Below are 5,251 nucleotides of genomic sequence, written 5' to 3' on the forward strand. Positions count from 1 at the left end.
GACCGCAAGGCGCTGCCGGAGCCGGAGATGGCCGGGGTGCAGCAATACGAGGCACCGCAAGGCGAGCTGGAGGAGATGCTGGCGCGCATCTGGGCCGAGGTGCTGGGCGTGGAGCGCGTGGGCCGCCAGGACGGCTTCTTTGAGCTGGGCGGGGATTCCATCCTGGCGCTGAAGCTGGTGGAACGCGCCCGCAAAGCGGCGCTGCGCCTCCTGCCCAGGCAGGTCTTCGAGCATCAGTCGCTGGCTGCCATGGCAAGGGTGGCGCAGCTTGCTCCCGAGGCAGACGGTGGCGTGGCCGCCATCCCACGCCTGGCGCCTGCATTGCGTGCACAGCCGTTGCAACCCTCCTACGCGCAATTGCGCCAATGGTTTCTGTGGCAGTTGGATCCCACCAGCTCGGCTTACCACATTGCGGGTGCGCTGCGCCTGTTCGGAGCGTTGGAGATGGATGCGGTCAGAACGTGCTTCGCGCAACTGCTACATCGCCATGAGGCATTGCGCACGGTGTTTCCCCTGTCGAACAGCGGGCAGCCGCAGCAGGTGGTCCTGGCGCACATGGCGCTGGATATTGCTATGCAGGACCTGCAGGGATCGGATGCACAGAGCCGCGTTGATGCGGAAATCCGGCGGGTCAGCACGACACCCTTTGACCTGACTCAGGGTCCGTTGCTGCGTGTGGCCGTGCTGAAATTGGCCGAGGCGGAGCATGTGCTCGTCGTGGCCATGCACCATATCGTGTCCGATGGCTGGTCGCTGGACGTGATCATCCGCGACTTCGTGGCACTGTACCGTGCCCATGTCCTGGGGCAACCGTCCGGGCTTCCCGGGTTGCCCGTCTGCTACGCCGACTATGCAGCTTGGCAAGTGACGTGGATGGACTCCGCAGAGAAGGCGCGTCAACTCGACTACTGGAAGCGGCAGTTGGGCGACGAGCATCCCATCCTCGAGCTTCCCCTGGACCATGCGCGGCAAGCCAGCGCGCAGTACTGCCTGGAAAGCCATGGTTTCGAGCTGGAGCCGGCCCTGGCGCAGCGCCTGAAGGCCCGCGCCCACGAGCACGGCGCCACGTTGTTCATGCTGCTGCTGGCAGGCCTGCAGGTGCAACTGAGCCGTTATAGCGGTCAGCCGGACATGCGGGTGGGCGTGCCCATCGCCAACCGCCACCGGCCCGGAACGGCTGGCATGGTGGGCATGTTCGTCAACACACAGGTACTGCGTTCGCGCATCGACGGGCATGCGAGCCTAGGGCAGATCATTGCGCAGGCCCGGCAAGCGGTGCTGGAGGCGCAGGCCCATCAGGACCTGCCGTTTGACCAGTTGGTGGAGGCACTGCAGCCCGAGAGAAACATCGGCATCAACCCCTTGTTCCAGGTCATGCACAACCACCAGCGTGTGGACACGCGCCCGCTGGAGCAATTGCCGGGGCTCAGGCTGCAGGAGATGCGCATTGGCGGCAGAACAGCCCAGTTCGAGTTGACGCTCAACACCACCGAATGTGCCGATGGCCGCATCCTGGTGAACTGGGCCTATGCCCGGGAGCTGTTCGATACACAGACCTTGGAACGCATGGCAGGCCACTACCGGGCCATTCTGCAGGCCATGGCCGAGAGGCCGCAGCAGGCTGTCAGGGACCTGGAACTGGTCGACGGCGCCGAGCGCGGGCGGTTGTGTGCATGGGGCGTCAACGACCAAGGGCAGCCGTATGCAGAGCCGGTGCATCGGGTTTTCGAGCACAGGGTGCGCGCGCATCCCGGGGCGACAGCCCTGGTATTCGAGGCGCAGGCACTGAGCTATGCCGAACTCAATGCACGGGCCAATCGCCTGGCTCACCGCCTCATCGCTCTGGGCGTGGGGCCCGAGGTGCGTGTGGGCGTTGCCGCGCACCGATCGGTCGAAATGGTGGTGGCGTTGCTGGCGGTACTGAAGGCCGGCGGCGCCTATGTGCCGCTGGACCCCGAATACCCCGAGGAGCGCCTGGCCTGGATTGCCGAGGACAGCCGCATGCAGTTGCTGCTTACGCAAAGCAGCCTGGGCATGTGCATTCCTGGCACGGCCCGGCTGGAACGGCTGGAGCTTGACCGCCTGGATTTGGGCACCGGCCCTGCCCACGATCCGGCAGTGCCCGTGCACGGCGAGAACCTGGCCTACGTGATCTATACGTCGGGCTCTACCGGGAGGCCCAAGGGCGCAGCGAACCGGCACTCTTCGCTGGCCAGTTGCATGAACTGGATGCAGCGCACCTATGTCATCAGCGGCGCCGACGCGGTGCTGCACAAGGCGCCGTTCGGCTTTGACGTATCGGTGTGGGAGATTTTCTGGCCGCTGACGGCGGGTGCACGCCTGGTGGTCTCCCGGCCCGGCGATCACCGGGACCCCAAGAGAATCATCGCGCTGATTCTCCAGCACGGCATTACGACGTTGAACTTTGTGCCTTCGATGCTGCAGGCCTTCCTGGCCCACGAGCGGATCGATGAGCAGGCACGCCTTCGCTATGTCATTTGCGGCGGCGAAGCCATGCCTTCGGACACGCAACGCGAGGCCCTGAGGCGCTTGCCAGGCGTAAGCCTGCAAAACCTCTACGGCCCCACGGAGACGACCATCCACGTCACGCGCTGGACCTGCCGCGACGAGGGGGACGCCATTGTCCCAAACGTTCCCATCGGCAGGCCCATCGACGGGATCCGGACCTATGTGCTGGATGCAGACCTCAACCTGGTTGCACCGGGTATGGCTGGCGAGCTGTACCTGGGCGGAACCGGGCTGGGTCGGGGCTACGTCAATCGCTCAGGCTTGACGTCAGAGCGGTTCGTCGCCAATCCCGTGGATGGCGGTGGGGAACTGCTCTACCGCACCGGTGATCTGGTCCGCTGGAATGCCGAAGCCCAGATCGAGTACCTGGGCCGCATCGACCATCAGGTCAAGATCCGGGGCCTGCGCATCGAGCTCGGAGAGATCGAGGCACGCCTACTGGCCCAGCCCGAGGTGCGCGAGGCGGTGGTGGTGGCCTGCGAAGGGCCCAACGGCCCGCTGCTGGTGGGCTATGTCGCGGCACATCAGGCCATCGAACCCGCCGAACTGCGGCAGCGCCTTGCCCGGGACCTGCCCGATTACATGGTGCCCGCCGGCGTCGTCATGCTCGATGCCCTGCCGCTGAATGCCAATGGCAAGGTGGACAGAAAGGCACTGCCGGCCTTTGTTCCGGCATCGGCCGCAGGCTACGAGCCGCCGCAGGGGGAGACCGAGGCCCTGCTGGCGGACCTTTGGTCCGAGGTGCTGGCGGTGCCGCGCGTAGGACGCAACGACCACTTCTTCGACCTGGGCGGCAACTCCATGGCGGTGATTCGGCTGCAACTGCGCGTGCAGCAGGCCTGTGGTGCCAGTGTCGGCCTGAGGACCTATTTCGAAAAGCCCCTGCTGAGCCATCTGGCAGCGCACATCGATGGCGACATCCGCAGATCGCAAGCGGACAAGGTGGCCGATTTCGACCTGATCGGCTCCATTCTGGAAAAGGTAGAGGGATAAATATGAAAAACACGTATCGCAGCTATGCGGAGCGCTTCGCGCTGCTGGCCGAAGACAAGAAGGACCAGGTGCTCAAAATGCTCAAGGAGCAGGGCATCGACTTTTCCATGCTGGACATCGTGCCCAGGGACCCGCGCCGGGGTACACCGCCATCGTTTGCGCAGACCCGGCAGTGGTTTTTGTGGGAATTCGACCGCGCCAGCACGGCGTACCACATACCGAGCGCCCTGTGGATACGGGGCTGCCTGAACCTGGACGCGCTGCGTCTGGGGCTGAACAACGTGGTCGCGCGGCATGAGGCGCTACGGGCCGTCTTCACCACCGATGCACAGGGACAGGTCGGCCAGAGAATTCAGGAGTCCGTGGCGCTGCAGGTGCCGCTGATCGATCTTTCAGGCCTGGCGCCCAATGCGCGGGAGTCGACGCTCAGGAGCGAGGCGCTGAAGCTCAGCGAAGCAGCCTTCGACCTGACCCAGGGGCCGCTGCTGCGGGCCGGTGTCATTCGGCTGCAAGGCGAAGATCAGGGCCAAGGCGAGGGTGACGAGCATGTGCTCGTGCTCACCATGCACCATATCGCCTCCGATGCATGGTCCATGGACATCATCCTGCAGGAATTCGGCCGGCACTATCTGGCTCTTACGCAGGGTGGTGAACCGGCCAGTCTGGCCCCCTTGCCCATCCAGTACGCCGACTACGCTGTGTGGCAAAAGGACTGGCTCAACTCGGGCGAGAGGGAGCGCCAGCTTGCCTACTGGACGCGGCAACTGGGCGGCGAGCAGCCGGTGCTGCAACTGCCGGTAGACCACGCGCGCCGTGCAGATGTCCGTTACCAGGCGGCAACCCGTACGGTGCAGTTGCCAGCCAGCCTGGCCACGCGGCTGCGCAAGGGCGCGCTGGCGCAGGATGCCACGCTGTTCATGGCTTTGCTGGCGATGTTCCAGCTGCTGCTCAATCGGTACACGGGGCAGGAGGACATTCGGGTCGGCGTTCCCGTAGCCAACAGGCGCAGGGCGGAGACTCAGGGTGTGGTCGGGTTCTTCGTCAATACACAGGTTCTGCGCAGCCAGATCGACGAGCAGCAAAGCCTGGCCTCCTTGCTTTCCCAGGTGAGAAACCGGGCCCTGGAGGCCCAGGAACACCAGGATCTGCCCTTCGAGCAATTGGTCGAGGCCCTTCGGCCCGACAGAAACCTCGGCGCAAGTCCGCTGTTCCAGGTCATGTTCAATCACCTCCAATTCGGTGCGCAGGCCGTGCTGCAGCTACCGGGACTGGATGTGCAGTCCTATGGACTGGGAGACATGGCGGCCAAGTACGAACTGATGCTCAGCACCAGCGAAGGCGTTGACGGTCAGATTAGCGCGAGCCTGCAGTACGCGAGCGGGCTTTTCGATGTGCAAACCATCGAAGGGATGGTGGACCACTATCTGTCCCTTCTGGGAGCCTTGGCCGACCATCCGGAACAGCGCATCTGCGAATTGGAATGGTCGGGCACGGTGCGGTGGCAGGCCCTGCTGGCGCGGGGGCAGTACAAGGCGACTGCGGGCGGTCACTCTCCCTTGCACCGTCTTGTGGAGCGGCAGGCCATCAACCAGCCTGGCGCCGTTGCGTTGCGTTGCGAGGATCAGACCCTGACCTATGGCGAGCTCAATGCGAGAGCCAACCGAGTGGCCCACCGCCTGATGGCGCTGGGGGTGGTGCCGGAGACCCGGGTGGGCATTGCCATGCAGCG

Annotated in this window: 2 protein-coding genes; both read left to right on the plus strand. The window is 64.8% G+C overall.

The features are described 5' to 3' along the window. On the plus strand, positions 1-3,522 hold a 3,522-nt coding region (locus AVKW3434_RS24095), incomplete at its 5' end, for an amino acid adenylation domain-containing protein (RefSeq protein WP_502869173.1). A gap of 2 nt (positions 3,523-3,524) precedes the next feature. Further along, positions 3,525-5,251: condensation domain-containing protein (locus AVKW3434_RS24100; protein ID WP_284407855.1), on the plus strand; the 1,727-nt coding region annotated here is incomplete at its 3' end.

This window comes from Acidovorax sp. SUPP3434, from assembly GCF_030159015.1.
In the GTDB taxonomy this organism is placed as follows: domain Bacteria; phylum Pseudomonadota; class Gammaproteobacteria; order Burkholderiales; family Burkholderiaceae_C; genus Paracidovorax.